The sequence below is a fragment of the Streptomyces herbicida genome (genome assembly GCF_032656585.1).
Classification (GTDB): Bacteria; Actinomycetota; Actinomycetes; order Streptomycetales; family Streptomycetaceae; genus Streptomyces; species Streptomyces herbicida.
Map to the genome: position 1 here is coordinate 296,624 of NZ_JAUYWJ010000014.1, position 21,734 is coordinate 318,357.

The window sequence follows — 21,734 nt, forward strand, 5'->3', positions numbered from 1 at the left end:
CGCAACGTACGGCGGCTGGCCGACACCGTCCTCCAGCCGCTTCTTCGTCGGTCGTTGCGCGGAGGCTGTCGTCCTGAACGGCGAGCCCTGGATGAGCGCGTGACGTTGGGTCAGGCCGGTTCACGGTTACGGGCAGCCGGCTTCCTGTCACTCATGCGGGGGAGTAGTGCTGTTCCTCCCGCGGACTTCTGGGCCTGCGGGTGGAGAATCCGGTCATGGGCGCTGCTGTGCGGGCACGACGGGTTGGTGTGCTCTATCTGGTGCTGTCGGTCGGCGGCATGGCAGGGGCCGTGTGGGTGACCTTGCGGTTCGGCCTGCCAGTGGCCCAGACGGTGGTGGCACTCCTTCCGTCGGTGGGCGGCCTTTATCTGTCGTGGGCGGCGTTCCGTGCCGATCGGCGGGAGGGGGGCGAGGATCGCAGGCTCGGTGTGGCCGAGATTGCCGATCGTCTGGCGGTTGCCGTGCGCGGTCAATGGGATGCCGAAGCCTGTGTTCGTCGCCTGAACGACCCGTATCCGCTTGCGGTGGCATGGCAGCCAGCCGATGAGCGGTTCGCCGAGTCGTGGCCGCTGCTGCGGGAGATGGCTGAGAACTGGCCGTCGGGCGGTGCGTCGGATCCCGACGGTTGGGCTGTCGGGCCGGCCGAACTGACCGGCGCCGGCGGGGAGATCGCCGAGGTGTTCCTGCGACGGGTGCCGACTCGCCGGCTCGTGCTCCTTGGCGGTCCCGGGAGCGGGAAGACGATGCTGCTGATCCGCCTGCTGCTGTCCCTTGTCGCCGAGCGCGAAGCGGGCGGCGCCGTGCCGGTGCTCTTTCCGCTGGCCTCGTGGAACCCGGGGGAGGCATCGCTGGAAGAGTGGATGGTGGCACGGCTTGCGCGTGACTACACCGGTCTCGGTGACCCGCAGGCGGGGCATGCGGGGCAGGTCGGGCATGCCCGCGCGCTGCTCGAGCACCGCTTGATCCTGCCGATCCTGGACGGGTTCGACGAGATTCCCGAAGGGTTCCGCGGCGCGGCGCTGGACTCGATCAATGCGGCCCTGCCGCTGGGCCAGCCTGTGGTGCTGTCCAGCAGGGTGACGGAGTACGAGGAAACGCTGGGCCCGGCCTGCGGCGTCCCGGTCAAGCTCTCCGGTGCCGCTGCCGTGGAACTGCGGCCGCTGGACCCGGCGGACATCGCCGAGTACTTGAGCAGGGACGCCGGGGGAGGGGAGACGGTGGCGGCTGCCCGGTGGGAGCCGGTGGTCCGACTGCTGGGCACCGACGCACCTGTGGCCCGGACGCTGACCACTCCACTGATGCTCTTCCTGGCCAGGACGGTGTACAACCCTCGACCGGGGGAACAAGCCGCCGCTCTGCCCGCGCCCGCGGACTTGTGCGATCCGGCCCGCTTTCCCGACCCCGTCGCGATCCGGGAGCACCTGTTCGATGCATTCGTGCCCGCCGCGTACCGGCCGCATCCGCGATATCCCTGCCGGTGGTCCGCCTGTCAGGCCGAGGACGCCCTGCGGTATCTGGCACGGCACCTGCGGCAGACTGCGGGCGGCACCACCGACCTGGCCTGGTGGCAGCTGCACCGGGCGCTGCCGCCGCGTACCGTCCAGGTCGTGACGGCGGTTGTGCTCGGTGGCGTGGCCTGGGTCGCCACCGCCGGGGTCGGCAGGCTCACCGCGCTGCTCGCCGGCCTGGACTCCGGGTGGCTTACGGGCCCGCCTGCCGCGGTCGTCGGTGGCCTTGCCGGGGGCATCGCGGGCGGTATCGGCTGCGGCATCGTTGCAGGCCTGACCGGAGGTCTCGCCGAAGGGATGACGAATGCCCTGGCTTCCGGACAGCCCGGGGTGCTTACGATCACAATCGCCAACGGGCTCGCGTATGGTTTCGCAGGCGGGATCGTCGGTGCGCTGTCCAGCAGACTCACGGACGGACCCCGCGGCGCCCGGGACACGGGAACGGCGTGGGCCTGGGACTGGCGCATGTGCATCCTCGGCTTCGCTGCCGGCGCCGCCCTGTGGTTCGCCTTCCGGCCCGGTTACGGCCCAGCGGCCGCAGCCATTGGTGCCCTCGGCAACGGCGTCGTCTACGGCCTGGCCGGCGGGGCCATCGGCGCCCGGGCGAGGAGCCTGGCGGCGCGCCGCCCGGGCGCCGCGCCGACCGTACGCACTGTGTGGGCCTGGGACTGGCGAGGGTTCACCGTCGGTCTCGCCAGCGGCTCGGCGATCGGCATCACCCATTGCGCCGTCCTCAGGCTCCAGTCCCTCCTCACGGGTGTTCCCTCCTACACGTTCGCCACGATGCTGTCCTTCGCCTGCGCGTTCGGTCTCGCCGTTGGGCTCGTCCACGGTCTGAAGGGCAGACCGGCCGACCTCGCCACCGCGGTCGGGCCGAGCGCCCTCCTGGAGCAGGACCGCACAACGTTCTGCAGGCTGTGGGTCGCCATCGGCTTGGCCGTCGGCGGCGTGTTCCTGCTCTGTTACGGCATCGGGTACGCCGTACACGAGGGGATCCCTTATGGTCTGACCCGTGGAACCACGGGCAGTGGGACGATCCGGATGGGTCCGCCCCACATTCTCGACCGCGGCCTCGCCTACGGAATCACCATCGGCCTCGCGGCGGCGCTCAGCCATAACGCCTGGTGGTACTACACACTCGCGCGTCACTACTTGGCGATGCGCCGACGCCTTCCCCGGGACCTGACAGCCTTCCTCACAGATGCCCACGAACGACGCGGTGTACTGCGCCAGGCAGGCGCGGTACACCAGTTCCGTCACATCGACCTGCACCACCACCTCGGCGGTCCGGTGCTCGACCAGGACCCCGAGGCCTCACGCGCGTCGCTGCCCGGACCGCGCTTCCCCGTGTCGCTGATGCGTAGACACTGATCCAGGCAGTGCCGGGCGGCAGCTTTCGCCGGCACGCCTCCGAGCGGCGTGCGCGGAAGATCAAGGCAGACCTGCTCACGCCTCTGTCGGCTGATGCAGCGCGGAGTCGGCCGGTCATCGGGGGGATACATTGCGCCGGCACGGCGACGGTGTTGGCGTCAGCCGCGTCAGACGTGCGTGAGGAGGCGCTCCAGCGGCCGGGGAACGCGCTCGAGGTCCAAGTGCGCTACCAGCGCCTGCGCGTAGAGCGCCTTGCGACCGCTGTGCGTGCCCATGAAACGTCGCAACTGGTGTTCCACGGGCCGTTCCCGCTGTGCGGGCTGGCCCTGGAAGGTGTGGAACGGGCGCATCTCGCCCTGGGCCTCGATCACCTGCTGCACGCCCTCGGCCCCGACAGCGCGGATCAGCTCGTCCTCCAGGTCGGCGACGCACACATGGAACCCGAGTGTCTCCAGTTCGGTGTGCGTGAGACCGGACCCGAGCCCGACCCGCTCAAGATGACGTCGGAAATGCCGCTCCTCGCCGATGTCGCAGAGACCTGCCAGCGGGAGGCCGAGCCCTGGAGGACCGCACACGTCCAGGAAACGCCCGATGTTGGTCGCACCTCCGAGCGATACCACCGCGACACCCTCTGCACCGAGGTCGCGGCCGTAGCGCGTGGCCAGCACCTCGAGCGCGACCTGATCACTGCCGCCCTCGACGAGCACGATGGTCCGCACACCACCGCCGGCCAGCTCCCGCGCCGCCGCGGCGGCCCCACCGGCCTCCGCTCCGCCGGCCGCCCACGCGGCCAGCGCCAGGCGGAATCGCCCCAACTCGTCCACGAGACCTCGCTTCCCGACGGCATCCTGGCACGGCTGAGGACCCGTACGCACGCACGTTTTTCCGGGGGCCATCCCCGCCCCGCCTGCGGCCCTCGGCTACATACCGCCGGGCCCGGACATGGAAGGTTGGTTTGCCGTCGGAACGTAGTGGTAGGCGAGGCGGGCGGTGTGGAGGCGAACTCGACGTTGGTGGCTGCACGATCGTGGTACGGATCTCGAGCCGGCGGGCGCAACTCGTCGAGGCCGGACGCCGCTGGAGCGCCACATCACGACCGACTCACGCAGTCCGCTCATTGCTCTCACGGACTGCCGCCTGGTCAAGAGTCTTGTCTGCGACACCTGCCCGGAGGACACCGTCGACCGACACGCAGATACCGAAGACACGATCATGGCTGGTCCAGCCGTTGATGAGACCCCGGTTATTGCTGATCTGCAGCCGCTTTCCGACCGGATCCACGGACGACACCAAGTGCAAGTACACCGTTCCGGCGACACGGGCGAGGACGATGTCTCCGACCTCCAGCTTTGACGGGTCGACGGGAGCGACGACCACCTGCTGGCGACTGCGTATCAAGGGGACCATCGAGGAGCCGCTGGGCCGAAACCTCACGGTCACTCCGCTGGAAACCCTGCCGGCCACTGCATCCAATGCACCCATCTGCCGATCGTGGCAGAGGTAGCGGGATCACCCCACCGATTTACGTCCCGCCCTTTATGTCCCGCCCTCCCGTCAACAGCACACAGGAACCACACCTCTGGCAACGGCCTGCGTCAGGCGGCCGAGAGGTCCCTGCGCAGGTATTCGGCCGTGTGGGAACCGGTGGACTTCTGGAGGTCGGCCGGGGTGCCCTCGAACAGGACGCGCCCGCCGCCGCTTCCTCCCTCGGGGCCGAGGTCGATGATCCAGTCGGCGCTCTTGACGACGTCGAGGTTGTGCTCGATGACGATGACGGTGTTGCCCTGGTCGACGAGGCGCTCGACGATGCCGAGGAGCCGGTGGGTGTCCGACATGTGCAGCCCGGTGGTGGGTTCGTCCATCACGTAGACGCTACCGACGCGGTGCAGGTCGGTCGCCAGCTTGAGGCGCTGGCACTCGCCGCCGGAGAGCGTGCTCAACGGCTGGCCGAGGCGCAGATAGTCCAGCCCTACGTCGTTCAGGGCGTGCAGGGCAGGGCGCAGCCTGGGCTCGGTGAAGAAGTCCGCTGCCTCGGCCGCCGTCATTTCCAGGACGTCGCTGATCGACCGGCCCCGCAGCCGGTGGCCGAGGACCTCCGCCGAGAAGCGGCGGCCCCCGCAGGCCTCGCACACGGACTTGAGCGTCTCCATGAACGCCAGGTCGGTGTAGAGCACGCCGAGCCCCTGGCAGTTCGAGCAGGCGCCCTTGGAGTTGGCGCTGAACAGGGCGGCGCTGACCCCGTTGGCCTTGGCGAACAGCTTGCGGATCGGGTCCAGCAGGCCGGTGTAGGTGGCGGTGCTGGACCGCCGGCTTCCCGTCACCGGGGACTGGTCGATCACGACGGCGTCCGGGTGCCGGCTCAGGAACGCGTCGTTGACCAGTGTGCTCTTGCCCGATCCGGCGACGCCCGTGACCACGGTCAGGACGCCGGTGGGGAAGCCGACCGTCACGTCCTTCAGGTTGTGGTCGTTCGCGCCGGTCACCGTGAGGGTCCCGGTGGGGCGGCGGGGCGCGGCCTTCAGCGGCAGTCGGCGCCGCAGGTGACGGCCGGTGAGGGTGTCGGCTTCGACGAGGCCGGCGAAGCTGCCCTCGAAGACCACATCTCCGCCCAGCGTTCCGGCCTTCGGGCCCATGTCGACCACATGGTCCGCGATGGCCATGACGTCCGGATCGTGCTCGACCACCAGCACGGTGTTGCCCTTGTCCCGCAGCGCGAGAAGGAGTTCCTTCAGCCGGTGGACGTCCCTTGCGTGCAGGCCGACGCTCGGCTCGTCGAACACGTACAGCATGTCCGTCAGGCTGCTGGAGAGGTGACGGACCATCTTGATCCGTTGTGACTCGCCGCCCGAGAGCGTGCGCGTCTCCCGGTCCAGGCTGAGGTAGCCGAGGCCGATGCGGGCGAGGTGCCGCAGGCGGGCGATGAGATCGTCCAGCACCGGCTTCACCTCGGGCAGGTCGAGATCGGCGAGGAGTGTCGCGAGGCGCCCGGCCTCCATGGCGGTGAGTTCCGCGATGTGGTGGCCGGCGATCCTGACCTCACGGGCGACGGCCGCGAGTCGGGTGCCGTCGCAGTCCGGGCAGGGACCCGAGCGGACGAACCGCCGGAAGACCTCGTGGCTGCGCTCGGACATGTCCTCCTTCCTGATGTAGAGCCGGGTGAACTTGTCCGCCAGACCCTCGTACTTGACGTTCAGCGTGTTGCCCTGCCAGACCAGACGGAGCTTGTCCGCCAGCTCGCCGTGGAGCAGCAGCTGCCACTCCCGCTCGGTGAAGTCGGCCAGCGGTTTGTCGTTGTCGAAGAGGCCGGACTCCACGTAACTCAGCCAGTACCAGCTGTCGGTGGAGAAGTCGGGATGCAGCAGGGCGCCCTGGTTGAGGGACTTCCCGCGGTCCACGAACGCGTCGAGGTCGAGCCGTACGACCGTGCCGAGGCCCTCGCAGGCCGGGCACATGCCTTGCGGGGCGTTGAAGGAGAACGTGCTCGGCGGGAGACCGGCGGGATCTCCGGCGCGGGAGAACAGCAGTCGCAGCAGCGGGCTGACGTCGGTGACGGTGCCCACCGTGGAGCGCGGGTTGCCGCCCAGGCGCTTCTGGTCGATGACCACCGCGGCGGAGATGTTCTCGATGGCGTCCATGTCCGGACGCCCGTGGTCGGGCAGGAAGGTGCGGACGAACGCCGTGAAGGTCTCGTTGAGCTGCCGCTGGGCCTCGGCCGCGACGGTGTCGAACACCAGCGAGGACTTGCCCGACCCGGACACGCCGGTGAACACGGTCAGTTGCCGTTTCGGGATCTGCAGCGAGATGTTCTTGAGGTTGTTCTCCCTGGCCCCGGTCACCCTGATGACGTCGGTACTCACATGTGCTCCTCGGTGGTGCGGGCGGGCTCCCCCTCCGGGGGATGAGGGGGAGCCCGGTCTCGGGTGGACGGCGAGCGGCGCCGTCAGGCGTTCTCCTTCTGGAACGTCCGTGTGCCCCACAGCAGGGCGAGTACGGCCATGAGCAGCAGCACGAGGGAGCCGGTCAGCAGCCCCGTCGAACTCAGGTCCCCCCGGAACGCGGCGCGTTCGGCGTCGACCACATGGGTCAGCGGGTTGACGCGGGCCAGGTGGTACAGCCAGCCCGGGGCCAGTTGCCGGCTGACCGGCAGCAGCACACCGGACAGCAGGAGCAACGGCAGGAGCACGGCGTTCATCAGCGAGGGGAACGCGGCCTCGCTCTTGAGGACCATCGCCAGCGCGTACGACCCCGAGGACAGCGTGATGGCCAGGACCGCGGCGATCGCGAGGCTCAGCAGCATGCCGGACACCGGGGCATCGAGGCCGAAGACCGAGAGGGTCACCAGCACGATCAGCGCGGACTGCGCCGTGGCCTGCACGGCCTGGGCGAGGACTTTGCCGAACAGCAGGGCGGACCGGCTGGCCGGGGTGCCGCGGAAGCGGTCGACGACGCCGACCCGGTACTCGGTGAGCAGTCCGACCCCGGCGAAGGATCCGCTGAACAGTGCCGTCTGCACGATGAGCGCGGGGGTGAGCACCTCCCAGGCGTCGCCGGGCGGGAAGCCGGGCGTGTGGTCGACCACGGTGACCATGAGCGGTCCGAAGAGGAACAGGTACAGCAGCGGCTGCATGATCCCGATGACCAGCCAGGTCGGACTGCGCAGCGACAGCCTCATGTCCCGCAGGAAGATCAGCCGGGTGTCACGCAGCATGAGCGATCTCCCTCGTCTCGGGCGCGGCCTCGCCGTCGCGCAGGGAGCGCCCGGTCAGGCTGAGGAACACGTCGTCGAGGGTGGGGCGGCTGACCTTTACCGAGGCCATGGTGATCCCGTGGCCGTCGAGGGAGCGCAGCAGCTGCGGCAGGGCCGCGTCGCCGCGCGGCACCCGGAAGCGCACCGTATCGGCGACGACGGTCACCTCGTGCGCGCCGGGCAGCCGTCCGGCGAGTTCAGCGGCCTCGGCGGCCTGGTCGGCGGCGACCTCGACGGTGACCGCGTCGCCGGCGACGCGGGCCTTGAGCTCGTCGGGGGTTCCCGCGGCGACGATGGTGCCGTGGTCGGTGACGAGGATCCGGTCGCACAGCGCGTCCGCCTCGTCCAGGTAGTGGGTGGTGAGGAAGACGGTCATGCCCTGCTCGGCGCGCATCCGGCGGACGTGGTCCCACAGATTGGCCCGGCTCTGCGGATCCAGCCCGGTGGTGGGCTCGTCCAGGAAGACCAGCGCCGGCTCGTGGACCAGCCCGAGCGCGATGTCGAGCCGGCGGCGTTGACCGCCCGAGAGTGTCTTGGCGGGGCGCTGGTCCAGCCCGGCCAGGTCGAGCCGCTCCGCGAGCGCTGCCCCGCGCCGCCGCGCCTCGGCCCGTGACAGGCCGTACAGCCGGGCCTGTAGTTCGATCTCCTCGGCAACCTTGGACTCCGGCCAGGTGGAGCCGCCCTGAGCGACGTAACCGATCCTGCGCCGTACGCCCTGAGGGTCCGTCAGCAGGTCGCAGCCGGCCACGGTGCCGGTTCCGCCGGTGGGGCGCAGGAGGGTGGTCAGCATCCGTAAGGTCGTGGTCTTGCCGGCCCCGTTGGGGCCGAGGAACCCGACCAGTTCCCCGGCTGCCACGTCGATGTCGATGCCTTTGACGGCTTCGACGGTGCGCCCCCGCAGGGTGAACCGACGGGCGAGACCTCGCACTGTGATCATGGGATCCTTCTTTCGGGACGGCCGCTGTCCGGCCGGTTCAGGGCGGGGCCAGGACTGCTGCCGGACTCCGCCCGCGACTCGTCAGGAGTGGTCGTCGGCCTGGTACTCGGCGAGCCGCTCCTGCGCCTCGGCCATGTCCTCGGCGGTCGGGGCGTCGTCCTGGGTCAGCTTGAACCGCCAGTAGCCGCTGAAGTCGATCGACCGCTTGTCCAGCCCCCGTTCGTGGACCAGATGCCGGCGCAGCGCCCGGACCGTGCCCGACTCGCCGGCCAGCCAGGCGAAGGGGCGGCCCGGCGGGAACTCGGCCGCGCGGACGGCGTCGGTCAGCTCCTCGCTGCGGCCCGCCGGAGTGCCGTCGCGATACAGCCAGTGGATGGTGACGTCGCCCGCGGTCTCGAGGGTCTGCTGCTCGGTGCTGTCGGCGACTTCCAGGTAGGCCACCGCGTGGGCTCCCTCGGGCAGCGCCTCCAGCAGGGTGGCGATGGCGGGCAGCGCCGTCTCGTCGCCGGCCAGGAGCAGCCAGTCGGCGCCGGCGATCGAGTCCGTCAGGGAGACCGGCCGGGCATAGACAGCCGACGGGCCGACCATGCCGAGCCGGTCGCCGGGCCGGGCGGAGCCGGCCCAGCTGGTGGCCGGGCCGGTGTCGCCGTGCAGGACGAAGTCGATCTCGATGGTCCTGGTTCCGGGGACGCGTCGGCGGAGGGTGAAGCTGCGCATCCACGGCCGCTCGTCCTCCGGAATGGCCAGAAACGCCTGGTACCAGCTCGTGGCGTCGTCGGACTGCTCGGGCAGGACGGGCTCCTGCTGCCCGTGCCTGGGGAAGCAGAGCTTGAGCTGCTGGTCCGGACTGCGGCCGACGGAGTCGTCGAGATGTTCGGCCTCGAACGTCACGCGGGCCATCCGGGGGGTCAGGCGCGTGATGTCGGTGACCTGGAGGAACGTGACAGGGAGCTCTGCCATGGAAAACCTTCCGAGAACGTTGGGCATCCCGGGGGGCGGGTCGGTTCCCGCCCTGATATCTTTACGGCGTAAAGAGATGCCTCGGGTGAGGTTACTTTATGTAGTAAGGAGTTGCAAGGTGGTTGTTTTTGCCGGACAGGGCGATGCCCGCCGCTCCATGGCTCTGCTCTGGCGGTCGGCCGATTCCCCGGACGTCAGGACGGGGCCCGGGCCCAAGCCCGGACTTGATGTGGACACGATTGTCGACGCGGGGGTCGCGGTGGCCGACGAGCAGGGAATGGCGGCCCTGTCGATGCGGGCCGTCGGGGCGCGGCTGCGGCGGACCGCCATGGCCCTCTACACCTATGTGCCGAGCAAGAGCGAACTGGTCGACCTCATGCACGACCGGGTGCTGGCCGAACTGCCCACCGAGTACGACGCGGGCGCGGGGTGGCGCCAGGCGATCAGGGCTTGGGCCGACGACGTCTGGGCGTTCTATCTGCGCCACCCGTGGGTGCTGCAGGTGTCCCAGGCCAGGCCCGTGCTCGGGCCGGGCGAGTACGCGCAGTTGGAAACGGTGGTGCGGATTCTGGGCGAAGTGGACCTGGACCCTTTGCGGCTCCGGCGCGTCATCGCGGTGTTGTTCCAGTTCGTCCGGGGTATGGCCCGGGTCGCCGCGGAGCACCGGCAGGCGGCGCCGGAGACCGGGGTGTCCGACGAGGAGTGGTGGGCGGAGCGGTCCGCTCTCCTCGCCGAGGTGGCGCCCGACTTCGCCGAGCGCTTCCCCGCCCTGGCGGATCTGGAGTCGCGGGCGACCCTCGCGATCGTCTCCGGCGCCGAGGGGGAGGTGGGGGTCGCGGAGTCGTACATGGAGCGTGAGGCCTTGGAGGCGTTCCGGGTCGGGCTGGACGTGATCCTCGACGGCATCGATGCTGCGGTGCGGCCGGTCCCTGACGGACGACCGAAAGCACTGTGATCGAGAGTTGTCTCACTGGAAAAGGTTTCCGCAGCAATCGGTCATATCCCGGCCTGAAATGTTCATTGACGGCGTCTGTGGACGTGATCTACCGTTTTTCTCAGCTTGCTGCTTGATGGCTCAAGCAGCGACGACCGGTGCGAGATGCGTCAGTGCCTCAATCCCAGGAGAAAGCCATTGCAGGAAACCGCCAAGCACGACCAGAATGACCGTCACTTACCGGTCGGCCGCAGGGCAGGCGACGCGGCGCTTCCCCGCAGAGCGGGCGGCCAGGCCCGGATCATGACCACCCGGGTCGGCCTGAAGCTCCCGGCCACGCTCTCCTACGACCGGTGGGAGAAGGCCGGACTGCACATCTTCCAGATCGCCGACTCCTCCGCCTGGTGTCTGGGCGACTGGCTCGTCTACGGCCAGGAGCGCTACGCCGACCGCTACCAGACCGGCGTGCAGGCCGCCGGGCTCGACTACCAGACGCTGCGCAACTACGCGTGGGTGGCACGGCACTTCGAGCTCTGGCGCCGGCGCGAGACGCTGAGCTTCGGCCACCATGCCGAGGTCGCCTCTCTGCCTCCCGCGGAGGCCGACACCTGGCTGGACCGGGCCGAGCGGCACGGCTGGTCCAGGAACGAGCTGAGACTCCACCTGCGAGAGAGCCGCAAGGGGAACCGCACGGCGTCGCCCGCGCGCGCCAGCCTCCCGCGCATCAGTGCCCCGTGCGACTGCGTGGAGCGCTGGCGCGAGGCAGCCTCGAAGAACGACCGGGACTTCGAGGAATGGATACTGCTCACCCTCGACCGTGCCGCCGCGCGCGAGCTCGGCCACTGACGGCCCGCCCGCCCGAGACTCGGAGACGGCCTGTCATGCAGATCCGTATCGACCACGCCACCTGTATCGGGTCCGGGCAGTGTGCCCTGACCGCACCGGACGTCTTCACCCAGGACGACGACGGCTACTCCACGTTGGTGCCCGGATCGGCCGAGACGGCGTCCCAGCGGCAGGTGACACAGGCCGCGCTGTCCTGCCCCGTCCAGGCCATCACCGTAACGGACGGCTGATCGGCGCCGCAGCCGGCCACCCCCCAGGGCTGAGGGCCCCACGGCAGACACCGTGGGGCCCTCAGTGCTGTGCCGGGATCCTCATGGCCGCAGCCGCAGGCGCAGCGAGTTCAGCCGCCAACTGCCCGGGAGTCGGACCCGATCCAGCTCCGGGTCACCCGCGAGCGCGAGGTCCGGGTAGTGCGCCAGCAGCCTGCCGAACGCCACCTCGGCCTCCTGGCGGGCCAGTGTGGCGCCCAGGCAGTAGTGGATGCCATGGCCGAAACCGACATGGTTCTCGGCCTGCCCCTCCTCCTGGCGCGTGATGTCGAGCCGGTCCGCGTCCGCGTAGTGCCGAGGATCGAAGTTGGCCGACACCAGCACCAGTTGGACGGCGTCACCGCGGGCGATCGGTGTGCCGGCGAGCTGAAGGTCCTCGGTGGCGTACCGCAGCCGGGCCACCTGCACCGACCCGCACCAGCGCATCAGCTCGTGCACCGCGCGCGGCAGCAGTGCGGGGTTCTCGCGCAGCAGCGCCAGCTGGTCAGGGTGGGTGAGCAGGGCGGCGGTGCCGTTGCCGATCAGGTGCGCGCTAGTCTCATGGCCGGCCAGGACCAGGGTGAGGATCATGGTGACCAGCTCGGTGTCGCTGAGTCGCCCGCCGTCGTGGTCCTGAGCCCGGATCAGTTCGCTGAGCAGATCGTCCCGCAGCGCGGCGCGACGCAGTTCGACCAGCTCGTGGCAGTACTCGATCATCACGGGAAAGGAGTGCCGCAGCCGTTCCGGCCGCATGGACACCAGGTCGCCGCCCCACTCCCGCCACTGGTCGAGGTCGCCCGCCGGGATTCCGACGAGCTCGCAGATCACAGTGATCGACAGCGGATAGGAGAAATGCTCCAGCACATCGACGGCGCCGTCCTGCTCCCACTGCGGAAGCCGGGCCAGTAGCCGGTCCGTGGTCCGCTCGATGCGGGGCCGCAGACCGAGGATCCGGCGCGCCGCGAACGCCCGGGTCACCAAGCGGCGCAGCCTGGGGTGATCCGGCGGGTCGCTGTCCAGGATCGACCCGAGCAGATAGACCCGCAGGTGCTCGGGCACCTTCAGCAGCTCCATCATCCCCTCGCGCGGATCCGCGCCGCCCTCGCCGGGCACATGAGAGGGGTTGTTGACGAACCGCGGGTCCCGCAGCACCGCACGAACGTCGTCGTAACGGGTCACGAACCACACCGCAGTGCCGTCGACGAACCTGCCGCGGACCACCGGCTCCTGCTCGCGCAGCCGCCCGTACCCGGCGAAGGGATCCGCCAGCAGCTCCGGATCCATCATGTGGGGACCGGCGGGGCACGCGGCGTCTTGGCCGGTCGGACGGGCGTCGGGGGACGTGAGGGACATGGTCGGCTCCGGTTCTCGCTGGGGCGTCACTTGACCGCGCTGATCACACCGTGCGGCGTCCACCGCCCGCCCGGCAGCCGCTCGGACTTCACGAAACCGGCCGCAGCGAACCACTCCTCGTACTGATCCCAACGGTAGATGGTGCTGCTGGCGGCGGGCAGCGTCGCGAAGTACACGTTGTCCAGCGCCGCGTACAGCGGGCCGTCGCCGCTGTCGTCGGACATGGCGTTGAACACCAGCACACGACCGCCGTCCGGCAGCGCAGCGTGCGCCTTGCGCAGCAGCCGCACGTTCTCCTCCGGCGACCAGATCACCAACTGGTTGGCGAACAGCAGGCAGTCGTGCCCCGGCGGATAGGCGTCGGCGAAGATGTCGGCCGCCCGGACGGAGATCCGGTCGGCCAGGCCGTGCTCGGCGATCCTGCGACGGGCGATCTCGACCGTGCCGGGCAGGTCCAGGACGGTGAACTCGACGCCGGGGTTCGCCCGGGCGAGGGCGATGGCGTTGACCCCGTCGCCGCCGCCCACGTCGAGCACCCGGCGCACCCCGGTCAAGTCGGCCTTGTCCACCAGGACCGGGTTCGACAGCCGCGACCAGGACCGCATGCAGCGGTAGAACAACTGCTCCAGCTCCGGGTCCGCGCACAGCCGGTGGTACAGGTCCGAGCCGGTGCCCTTGATCCGCCGCAGGCCCACGTTGGTGTTCTGGCGCAGCGACTCGGTGAAGTCCACCTCGGCGGGGCGGACTATTCGCTCCTCGTACTCGATCAGATCCTCGATGATCTCCCACGTTCCGTCCGTGAACAGCCCGTCGATCAGCTCGGCGTTGCGACAGCCGTCGTCCTGACGAACAGTCAAACCGAGTGCGTTGGTGCCCAGAAGCAGGATCTGCACCGGGCGCTCCGCCAGGCTCAGTTCCCGCCCGATCTCCTGCGGGGACAGCCCGGGACGGCGGTGGAGCAGGGCGAACAGGCCGAGGTTCCGGCCCGCGTTGAGCATCTGGAAGGCTGAAGAGCCGAACAGGATCCGGACCAGTCCATCGGTGGTGAGCGAAGACGTGTCTGCCATGGGCACTCCGTATCGCGAGCGTCGGGTGGGGGGCGGTGAGGGTACGGACCAGGAGGGAGCAACCGTGCGGGCCGGCGGTCAGGTGACCCGGGCCAGGTCGGCGGACCGGGACGCATAGGTGCGCCCGGCCGCGATCTCGCGGACGCGGGCCAGCGCGTCCCAGACCTCGGTGAAGCGGGTGTAGAGCGGGGACGGGCCGATCCGCAGCCGGTCCGGGACCCGGTAGTCGCAGACGACCTTCGCGTCCGCGGCCAGCGTCTGACAGATCCGCCAGGCGTCCGGGTGGTACAGCGACACATGACAGCCGCGCCGGTGTGCTGGGCGGGGCGAGGCGGCCCGGAAGCCCAGCGGGGCCAGCCAGGCGTCCGCCAGATCGTCGGCCAGCCGGCCCAGCAACAGCCCCTTCGCCCGGATCCGCGGCACGCCGGCCTCCTCGACGAGGTCGAGCGCCGGGTCGATCGCCGCCAGCGACAGCAGGGGAGGCGTGCTCACCAGGAACCGCTCGATGCCCGGCACCGGATCGTAGTCGGGGCCCATCCGGAACTGCTCTCGCTGCCCGAACCAGCCCCACACCGGCTGCCGCAGCCCGGCCTGCAGGTCCTGGCGCACATACAGGAACGCGGGTGACCCCGGCCCGCCATTGAGGTACTTGTACGTACATCCCACGGCCAGCTCCGCACCGCTCGCGTCGAGGTCGACGGGCACGGCGCCGGCCGCATGCGACAGGTCCCACAGCACCCGCGCGCCCACCGCGTGGGCCAGTTCGTTCACCTGCGCCATGTCCAGGAGCGCGCCGCTGCGGTACGACACTAGCGACAGCACCACCAGCGCCACGTCCCGGTCGAGCGCGGAGCGCAGCACATCGAGGTCGAGTCCGCCGTCGAGGTCGGAGGGGAGCCGGCGCAGCCGTAACCCCCGCCGGCCGGCGAGGCCCTGCAGGACGTACCGGTTGGTCGGGAAGTCCTCGGCGTCCATCAGGACCGTGCCACGTTCCGGTGCCGCGTCCAGTGCGGCCCCGGCCAGCTTGTACAGGTTGACCGACGTCGAGTCCGAGATCACCACCTCGCCGGGCCGGGCGCCCAGCACATGCTCCGCGAGGCGGTCGCCGAGCCGGGCACCCCAGTCGATCCAGCCCTGCCACGACCGCACCAGCCCACCGCCCCAGCCGTCCTCGATCACCTCGCGCAACCGCTCCGGGGTGGCGGTGGGCAGCCGACCCAGCGAGTTGCCGTCCAGATAGATCAGGCCCGGATCGTCGACGACGAACCGCTCGCGGAACGCGGCCAGCGGGTCGACCGCGTCCAGTTCCTCGGCTGCCGCGCGCGGGATCCCGCCCTCCATGGGCTCTCCTTCTCTCATGTCGTCGGCAGGTCAGAGCGTCGAACGCACCGACCACAGCTCCGGGAAGAAGCGGTGCTCGCTGATGCGGGCCAGCCAGGCCACGCCTTCGGTGCCGCCGGTGCCCGGCTTGGCGCCCAGCATCCGCTGCACCGTCACGAGATGTGTGTAGCGCCAGCGGGCGAACTGGTCGGCGGTGTCCATCAGCGCCTCGGCGAGCAGGTGCAGGTCGTGGTGGCGGACCGGGTCCCGGTAGACCGCCCGCCACGCCGCCTCGACCTCCGGGCCGGTGCGGTACGGCTGCGGGGCGTCCGCGCTTCCGAGGCCGTCCGGCGTGAGCAGCCCGCGGCGGGCCAGCAGCGCGAGCGCCGCGTCGTACAGGCTCGGCTCGTGCAGCTGGCTCACGACGGCGTCATGGCCGGCCGTGTCCCGGTGCGGCTCGGCCATCGCCGGATTCTTGTTGCCCAGCAGGAACTCCAGCCGCCGGTAGCCGGCCGACTGGAATCCCGAGGCCGATCCGAGGACGTCCCGGAACTCGGCGAACTCCACGGGCGACAGCGCCGAGAATGTCTCCCAGCTCACCAGCAGGACCTGCTGGACCCGCGCGGAACGGCGCAGCGTCCACAGCGCCTCGCCGAGCCGGTCGTCGTCCAACTGGTCCCGAGCGGCGCTCAGTTCCGTGTGCAGCAGCTTGAACAGCAGCTCCTTGACCTGGCTCATGATGATGAAACCCGGTTCGGTCTCGGCCCGGCTGCGCGGATGCTGCAGCGCCAGCAACTCGTCCATGCGCGCGTAGTGCGCGTACGGCGTGGTGTCCGCCGGGAGGTCGGAGGACAGCGGACACCCGAGGCTGTGCTCCGAACCCTGGGAGGTCTGCTCGGTGGTCATGTGGTCGTTCCTCCTAGTCCCATCTGTGCCAAGACCGCGTCGCCCAGCCCGGTGCCGGGCACACCCAGGTCATAAGGGAGATCGAAGTGATTACGCCGCTCGGCGACGACCTCCGTGACCGCGGCCCGGGGGCGCAGCGCCGTCACCATCCGCTCGTGCTGGCGGACGTACTCCTCGGTCTCGTTGCCGCCGCGGGCGACGACCGTGCCGGGCAGGCGGGCCGGCAGCAGGTGGAGCGGGCTGTTGCGGCGCGCCCCGGCCTCGTCCAGCCGCAGCGCCTCGTTGACGTACGACAACCGGACCGGCTCCAGGTCGTACATGCCGCTCAGCAGCACCGCCCCGGCGATCCGCCCGGAGACATCGGGGCCGTCGGCAGGGCCGGGCAGCAGGGCCATCGCGGCCAGATGAGCGCCGGCCGAGGTACCGCACAGATGAAGCCGCCGGGCGTCGAACCCGAGCCGGTCCGCGTGACGTAACAGCCAGTCCACGCCCCGTCGCACCATGCCTGCCATGGCGTCCGGACCGACCTGCGGCGCCAGCCCGTACTCGAGCACCGCGACCGCCGCACCCGCGGCCAGCAACGGCGGTACCGCAAAAGCCGATTCGGCCCGGCCGAGCGCCTGCCAGTTCCCGCCGTGCACGAACACCAGCAGCGGGGGATGCCCGGCACCCGTGCCGGGGAAATAGTCGAGCACCTCGGACGGGTGTGGGCCGTAGGCGAGAGCGGTACGCACCGCGTGGTCCCGGCGGGCGGCCTCGCTCAGCCGCACGTAGGCGCGGAGATAGGCATCGAGGCTCCGCACACGGGAGCTGGGCGAGTACTGCCGGTCGAGCGTGGCCTGATCCATGCCCCGGTACACGGCGGCGCCGGTCATCGCCCACCCCCCGGCTCGCGGTCGGTCGCCCATCCGCTCAATTCCCCGGCTCATGGGCGGCACGCGCCTGTTCGTACACCTCGGTCAGCAACGGGTCGATGCCATGGCCGGCACTGCTGTAGCGGGACCCGAAGCGCTTGGCGTACTCCTCGAACCATTCGCGCCGATCCGCCAGGAAGAGCACGTCGTGGATCGCCATCGACCGCACCGCCATCATCGGCACCGGCGCGTAGCTCACCTCGAACTCCGGGTTGCGGGCTGCCTTCTCCCGGCACTTCTCGTGGAATTGGGCGATCATCAGCCCACGGCGCACGCTCTCCGGCTTGAGCGTGCGGTGCGCCGTGTCGAGCAGGTGCAGGTGCTCGGGTGGCAGATCCGGCAGAACGAGCAGCAGCGAGCGTAGATTCGGGTTGCCGGCCTTCCAGCCGACCTCGCTGAACTCGTCGAGGGCGCAGCGGACGATCTCGTCGATGAGGGTCTGGCTGGGGGTGGGGCCCACCAGCCTGACCCGTATTTCCAGCGCACCTGCGCGCTGGGCCGGTTCGACGAACGGGCACACCGGACCGGGGCGCCCCAGCTCGCTGTGCGGTTGGCGGATGTAGTCGCTCAGCCAGCCGTCCACGGCCGCCAGGGCCTTGGCCAGGTCGACGGAGAGCACGTCGGTCAGCATCGTTGTCAGTCCTCGGGTGTAGGTCCCGCAGAATGCGGACGGTGGGGTGCCTTGTGGGCGGCCTCCGCACGTCACTCGTGGCCGTTGAGCTCCTGCAGCTTGGCCGACAGGATCCGGCCTATCCCGGCCAGCGTGTCCGGCCGGATCAGCATGGTCCCGTGCTCACCGGGCACCACATGGGTCTCGACGGTGCCGCGCACGTACGGTTGCCAGGCCGCGGCCTCGACCGGCGGGTCCTGCCGCTCCGAGCAGGCGATCAGCAACAGGTCGCCTTCGATCGGGCCGGGCCGGTAGTCGATGGTCAGGTGGGTGTTGTTCGCCGAGATCTCGGTGATCGTCGCGAGCCGGTCCTCCTCCAGATTCGCCAGCACGCTTCCCTGGCGGCGCAGGATCTCCCGAGCCTGGGCGAAGGTCAGGTCCCCCTCGTCGTACGCGTGACTGCCGTCGTCCACGAGACCCACGTGGTACAGCAGCATCACCCGGTCGTCGGGAGCGGGGACATCGGCATGGGTCAGGCCCTGCCAGTCCGGGATCACGTCGAGCACCGCGACCAGCGCCACCGGCTCGCCACGCCGCTGGAACTCCGCGGCCAGCGCGTGCGCGCACAGCCCGCCGAACGACCAGCCGGCCAAGTGGTACGGCCCGTGCGGCTGCACCGTCTGGATCTGGTCGGCGTAGTCCGCCGCCATCTCCTGGACGCTGCTCGGCCGCGGCTCCGGACGGGCCAGACTGCGCGCCTGGATCCCGTACAGCGGATACTCCGGACCCAGGTGCTTGAGCAGCGCGCTGTAGGACCAGCTCAGGCCGCCACCCGGATGGATGCAGAACAGCGGCGGCCGCCCGCCCCCGGTCCGCAGCGGCAGCACCACCTCGTACGAGCCGTCCACGACGTCCACATCGAGCCGTGCGCTGATTCCGGCCGGGGTCGGTGCCTCGAACAGGCTCCGCAGGCCCAGCTCGACACCGAAGGAGGCTCGCAGCCGGGCCATCAGCCGGGTGGCCAGCAAGGAGTGCCCGCCCAGCTCGAAGAAGTCCTCGTCCACACCGACCACCGAACGGCCCAGCACCTCGGCGAACAGCTCGCACACGACCTGCTCCTGCGGTGTGGCGGGCGCCCGGCCGACATCGGCACGCTCCGGGGCGAAGTCCGGGAGCGCGGCACGGTCGAGCTTGCCGTTGGCGGTGAGCGGGAGCCGGTCCAGCGGAACGATGGCTGTGGGACGCATGTACTCGGGCAGATGACGGCGCACGTGCTCGCGCAGGGCCGCGACCAGGGCCCCCGTGTCCCGGCCGGTGGCCGGGCTGGTGGTCCACGCCGACAGCGGGGTGCCGGGACCGGCGGCGCCCGAGGGCACGTAGGCGCCGACGGGCACGCCGTCGCCGAGCAGATCCCGGCGGAGATAGGTGACCTCGACGGCGGCCGGGTCGTGCGGACTCCAGCTGACGGCGGTCCAGTACCCGTGTTCCTCGCCCAGGCGGCGGAAGTCCTCCAGACCCACGCCGCAGGCGAAGGCGGGCGCCGTTCCGGTCTCCAGCGCCTGCTGCATCGCGAGATCCCGCGCGATGCGCGAGTTCGGCACCCCGGTCACCCGCAGCCGGCCGGGCCGCTCGGACCGCAGCTGACCGGCGAGAGCGTCCAGGTCCCGGTCCCAGTCCTGGGTGGGGGTGTCGGTCAGGGGGTGGGGGGTGATGCCGGTCTTGTAGAGGGTGGCGTCGTAGCGGTAGCGGGTGAGTTCGTTCTCGGCGGTGCCGCGTTTGAGTTGGATGTCGGTGCCGGCGAGGTCGGGGATGTGGTGGGCGAGGGCGGTGAAGTACTGGGGGTCGACGAGGAGTTCTTTTTCCAGGACGAGGCTCTGTTCGACGGCGCGGCGGATGGCGGCGGTGTCGGTCGGGTCGTCGGCGCGCGTCGCCTGGACCGCAGTGGTGAATGTGCGCAGCAGTCGTGGGTTGCGGACATCGCCGATGAACAGGGCCCCGCCGGGGGCAAGCAGCCGGAACGCCTGCTCGATCACCTGCTGCAGATAGCGCGCGTTCGGGAAGTACTGAACGACCGAGTTGAGGACGATCGTGTCGAAGTGACCCTGTGGCAGCTCACCGTGCTCGTGCGCGGACTGCACCCGCAATGTCACCCGCCGCGCGAGTTCGGGATCGGCGTCGAGGTGGCGCTGGAGTTCCTCGATGACAGTGGGAGAGAAGTCTGTGCCCCAATACTCCTCGCACTCGGGTGCCAGCTCGGCCAGGAGAAGACCGGTGCCGACACCGATCTCGAGTACGCGGCCGGGCTTGAGCCCTCGGATCCGCTCGACCGTGGCCTCGCGCCACTCCCGCATCTCCGGCAGCGGGATCGGCGCACCGTCGTAACTGCTGTTCCACCCGGAGAAGTCCTCACCGAACACTGAACCGGGCTCGGAGTACAGGGAGTTGTAGAGATCCTGCCACTCACCGATCTGGCTCCGCTCTTCCTCCTCGTTCGTCGGTGTGTCGGTGTGGGTGACGACGTAGGCGATGAGGCGGGTGTTGTCGGGTTGGTTGTGTTGGACGACGACGGTGGCTTGGGTGATGGCTGGGTGGTCGGTGAGGATGTGTTCGATCTCGCCGGGTTCGATGCGGAAGCCGCGGATTTTGACTTGGTCGTCGGTGCGGCCGATGTATTCGAGGTCGCCGTGGTGGTTGTGGCGTACGAGGTCTCCGGTGCGGTACATGCGGCTGCCGGGTTCGGGGGTGTAGGGGTCGGCGACGAAGCGTTCGGCGGTGAGGGCGGGTTGGTGCAGGTAGCCGCGGGCGAGGTGGGCGCCGGCGATGTAGAGCTCGCCTGTTACGCCGGGGGCGACTGGTTGGAGGCCGTCGTCGAGTACGTAGGCGCGGGTGTTGGCCATGGGGCGGCCGATGGGGATGGTGGGGGTGTTGGTGTGGGTGTGTGTGGTGGGGTGGCAGGTGGCGAAGGTGGTGGTTTCGGTGGGTCCGTAGCCGTCGATGACGGTGAGGTTGGGGCAGGTGTGTTGGATGCGTTGGACGGTGGTGGTCTGGACGGCTTCGCCGCCGGTCCAGAGTTGGTGGACGTGGGTGAGGGTTTGGGGGGCGTGGTCGGTGAGGAGGTTGAAGAGGGAGCTGGTGAGCCAGAGTGCGGTGATGTGTTGGTGGGTGATGGTGTGTTGGAGGGTGGGGATGTCGAGGTCGCCGGGGGGTGCGGTGATGATGGTGCCGCCGTTGAGGAGGGGGACCCAGAGTTCGTAGGTGGAGGCGTCGAAGGCGGTGGGGGAGTGGAGGAGGACGCGTTGGTGTGCGTGGGGGTCGAAGCGGGGGTCGAGGGCGAGGGCGGTGATGTTGCGGTGGGTGACGGTGATGCCTTTGGGTGTGCCGGTCGACCCGGAGGTGTACATGATGTAGGCGGCGGCCTCGGGGGACAGGGCCACGTCCGGTGATGCGTACTGCTCCTCTTCCCATGTGACTGAATCGATGAGGAGCAAGTCTGTTGCTGTGGAGGAAAGTTCGTCCCGTGAGGCCTCGTCGGTGAGGATGAGTGAGGCGTTCGTTTCGGTGAGGACGTGGTGGATGCGTTCGGTGGGGTAGCGGGTGTCGAGGGGGACGTGGACGGCGCCGGTTTTGATCAGGGCGAGGACGGTGGTGACGGTGTGTGGGGAGCGTTGGAGGAGTACGGCGACGCAGTCGCCGGGTTGGATGCCGCGGGTGATGAGTTCGTGGGCGAGTTGGTTGGCGCGGGAGTTGAGTTGGGTGTAGGTGAGGGTGAGCTGTCCGTCGGTGACGGCGGAGGCGTTTGGGGTCCTGGCTGTCTGCTGTTCGAAGAGCTCGGCGAGGGTGGTGTCGGGCAGGGGCAGGGCGGTGTCGTTGAAGTCGGTGAGAGTGCGTTGGTGTTCTTCGGGGGTGAGGAGGTTGATGGTGTTGAGTGGTTGGTCGGGGTGGGTGGTGGCTGTTTCGAGTAGTTGGGTCCAGCGGTTGAGGAGGGTGTGGATGGTGGGTGGGTCGTAGAGGTC

The 21,734-nt window shown here is 69.9% G+C and carries 17 protein-coding genes; 4 read left to right on the forward strand and 13 right to left on the reverse strand.

The features are described 5' to 3' along the window. Positions 1 to 524: 524 nt before the first annotated feature. Positions 525 to 2,879, forward strand: a complete 2,355-nt coding sequence (locus Q8A52_RS28950; protein ID WP_316756702.1) for an NACHT domain-containing protein — start codon at positions 525 to 527, stop codon at positions 2,877 to 2,879. A gap of 167 nt (positions 2,880 to 3,046) precedes the next feature. Here the strand turns inward: Q8A52_RS28950 and Q8A52_RS28955 are convergent, their stop codons facing one another. The 6 genes from Q8A52_RS28955 to Q8A52_RS28980 form a co-directional block, all read right to left on the reverse strand. After that, the gene (locus Q8A52_RS28955) at positions 3,047 to 3,703 is read right to left on the reverse strand and encodes a TOPRIM nucleotidyl transferase/hydrolase domain-containing protein (protein WP_316756704.1); all 657 of its coding nucleotides are present in this window, start codon (positions 3,701 to 3,703) and stop codon (positions 3,047 to 3,049) included. 277 nt (positions 3,704 to 3,980) lie between these two features. Then, positions 3,981 to 4,361 (reverse strand): S24/S26 family peptidase, encoded by a 381-nt coding sequence (locus Q8A52_RS28960; RefSeq protein ID WP_316756706.1) that lies wholly within the window; start codon positions 4,359 to 4,361, stop codon positions 3,981 to 3,983. A 113-nt stretch (positions 4,362 to 4,474) separates the two neighbouring features. Beyond that, complete coding sequence (locus Q8A52_RS28965) at positions 4,475 to 6,736, reverse strand: excinuclease ABC subunit UvrA (protein WP_316756708.1); 2,262 nt, start codon at positions 6,734 to 6,736, stop codon at positions 4,475 to 4,477. Positions 6,737 to 6,819: 83 nt separating this feature from the next. Beyond that, positions 6,820 to 7,587 carry an ABC transporter permease gene (locus Q8A52_RS28970; RefSeq protein ID WP_316756710.1) on the reverse strand — a complete coding sequence of 256 codons (768 nt, stop codon included), beginning with the start codon at positions 7,585 to 7,587 and terminating at the stop codon, positions 6,820 to 6,822. Beyond that, entirely contained in the window at positions 7,577 to 8,563 is a 987-nt protein-coding gene (locus Q8A52_RS28975; RefSeq protein WP_316756712.1) for an ATP-binding cassette domain-containing protein, read from the reverse strand. The genes Q8A52_RS28970 and Q8A52_RS28975 overlap by 11 nt, the downstream gene beginning before the upstream one ends. An 81-nt stretch (positions 8,564 to 8,644) precedes the next feature. Continuing rightward, positions 8,645 to 9,523, reverse strand: coding sequence for a siderophore-interacting protein (locus Q8A52_RS28980; protein WP_316756714.1), 879 nt, complete (start codon positions 9,521 to 9,523; stop codon positions 8,645 to 8,647). Positions 9,524 to 9,641: 118 nt separating this feature from the next. Here Q8A52_RS28980 and Q8A52_RS28985 point away from each other — a divergent pair, with 118 nt between their 5' ends. From Q8A52_RS28985 to Q8A52_RS28995, 3 genes are all read left to right on the forward strand, one after another. Next, positions 9,642 to 10,478, forward strand: a complete 837-nt coding sequence (locus Q8A52_RS28985) for a TetR/AcrR family transcriptional regulator (RefSeq protein ID WP_316756716.1) — start codon at positions 9,642 to 9,644, stop codon at positions 10,476 to 10,478. A 282-nt stretch (positions 10,479 to 10,760) separates the two neighbouring features. Next, complete coding sequence (locus tag Q8A52_RS28990; protein WP_316756718.1) at positions 10,761 to 11,303, forward strand: LmbU family transcriptional regulator; 543 nt, start codon at positions 10,761 to 10,763, stop codon at positions 11,301 to 11,303. A 35-nt stretch (positions 11,304 to 11,338) separates the two neighbouring features. Beyond that, complete coding sequence (locus tag Q8A52_RS28995) at positions 11,339 to 11,533, forward strand: ferredoxin (RefSeq protein WP_316756720.1); 195 nt, start codon at positions 11,339 to 11,341, stop codon at positions 11,531 to 11,533. Between the two features lie 81 nt (positions 11,534 to 11,614). On the opposite strand, the gene Q8A52_RS29000 is transcribed toward Q8A52_RS28995, so the two are convergent. The 7 genes from Q8A52_RS29000 to Q8A52_RS29030 form a co-directional block, all read right to left on the reverse strand. Continuing rightward, positions 11,615 to 12,904, reverse strand: coding sequence for a cytochrome P450 family protein (locus tag Q8A52_RS29000; protein ID WP_316756722.1), 1,290 nt, complete (start codon positions 12,902 to 12,904; stop codon positions 11,615 to 11,617). Between the two features lie 26 nt (positions 12,905 to 12,930). After that, on the reverse strand, positions 12,931 to 13,971 hold the full coding sequence (locus Q8A52_RS29005; RefSeq protein ID WP_316756725.1) for a methyltransferase: 1,041 nt from the start codon (positions 13,969 to 13,971) through the stop codon (positions 12,931 to 12,933). Positions 13,972 to 14,049: 78 nt separating this feature from the next. Beyond that, positions 14,050 to 15,312 (reverse strand): kynureninase, encoded by a 1,263-nt coding sequence (gene kynU / locus Q8A52_RS29010; protein ID WP_316756727.1) that lies wholly within the window; start codon positions 15,310 to 15,312, stop codon positions 14,050 to 14,052. 30 nt (positions 15,313 to 15,342) lie between these two features. After that, complete coding sequence (locus Q8A52_RS29015) at positions 15,343 to 16,197, reverse strand: tryptophan 2,3-dioxygenase (RefSeq protein ID WP_316756729.1); 855 nt, start codon at positions 16,195 to 16,197, stop codon at positions 15,343 to 15,345. Beyond that, the gene (locus Q8A52_RS29020) at positions 16,194 to 17,072 is read right to left on the reverse strand and encodes an alpha/beta hydrolase (RefSeq protein ID WP_316756731.1); all 879 of its coding nucleotides are present in this window, start codon (positions 17,070 to 17,072) and stop codon (positions 16,194 to 16,196) included. Before Q8A52_RS29020 ends, Q8A52_RS29015 begins: the two co-directional genes overlap by 4 nt. 37 nt (positions 17,073 to 17,109) lie before the next feature. Further along, a complete protein-coding gene (locus tag Q8A52_RS29025) occupies positions 17,110 to 17,742 on the reverse strand; it encodes a DUF6875 domain-containing protein (protein ID WP_316756733.1) in 633 nt (210 codons plus the stop codon). Between the two features lie 71 nt (positions 17,743 to 17,813). Further along, positions 17,814 to 21,734, reverse strand: a 3,921-nt coding sequence (locus Q8A52_RS29030) for an amino acid adenylation domain-containing protein (RefSeq protein WP_316756735.1), incomplete at its 5' end; no start/stop codon positions are given.